Source organism: Flavobacterium sp. FlaQc-30, from assembly GCF_044005885.1.
In the GTDB taxonomy this organism is placed as follows: domain Bacteria; phylum Bacteroidota; class Bacteroidia; order Flavobacteriales; family Flavobacteriaceae; genus Flavobacterium.
Genome location: NZ_JBIPCO010000024.1, coordinates 1 through 639, shown reverse-complemented (window position 1 = coordinate 639; position 639 = coordinate 1). Strand labels below are relative to the sequence as shown.

At 40.8% G+C, this 639-nt stretch carries 1 protein-coding gene; it reads right to left on the bottom strand.

Annotation, left to right across the window (positions count from 1 at the left end):
• On the bottom strand, nucleotides 1-639 hold a 639-nt coding region (locus tag ACHRV0_RS21570; RefSeq protein WP_395442500.1), incomplete at both ends, for a gliding motility-associated C-terminal domain-containing protein.

Below are 639 nucleotides of genomic sequence, written 5' to 3'. Positions count from 1 at the left end.
CTGAGAAACCTTCAAAAGGATTCGTTACATTGTCATACCCTTTTTTCTCATAAACCTGTACACCATATCTATTGTAAATTCTCACTGTATTGTTTGGGAAACAATCGATACCGTCTATAACAAACTTGTCGTTTATTCCGTCTCCGTTTGGTGAGATTCCGTTAAAGATATTTGGCAGACATGAAACATTAATGGTTTGCGTAAATACGTTTTCGTTTCCGCATTCATCACTTGCTGTCCATGTTCTGGTCAAAGTATATCTCGCACTGCAGTCTCCTGCTGTTTTAGTTTCTGTATACGTTACAAAGGCATTACTGCAAGCATCTGTTGCCGTCAATGTTTCTGCTTCTGGAATTGTATCACAGCTTGCATTTATTGTTTTGGCAGGAAGCGCCTCTACAAACACAGGAGCTGTAGTATCAACCACATTTATAAGCTGTGTATGTTTAGTCTCGTTTCCACAAGCATCTGCTGCTGTCCATGTTCTTTGCAATTGATAGCTTCCTGAACAGCTTCCGTTCACTTTTACTTCAGCGTAGCTTACTGTGGCTGTCGAACAATTATCTGTCGCTGTAAGGGTTACAGGCGCAGGAATTACTGCTGAACATTCAACTGTAATATTTGCCGGCAGTGTTCCTG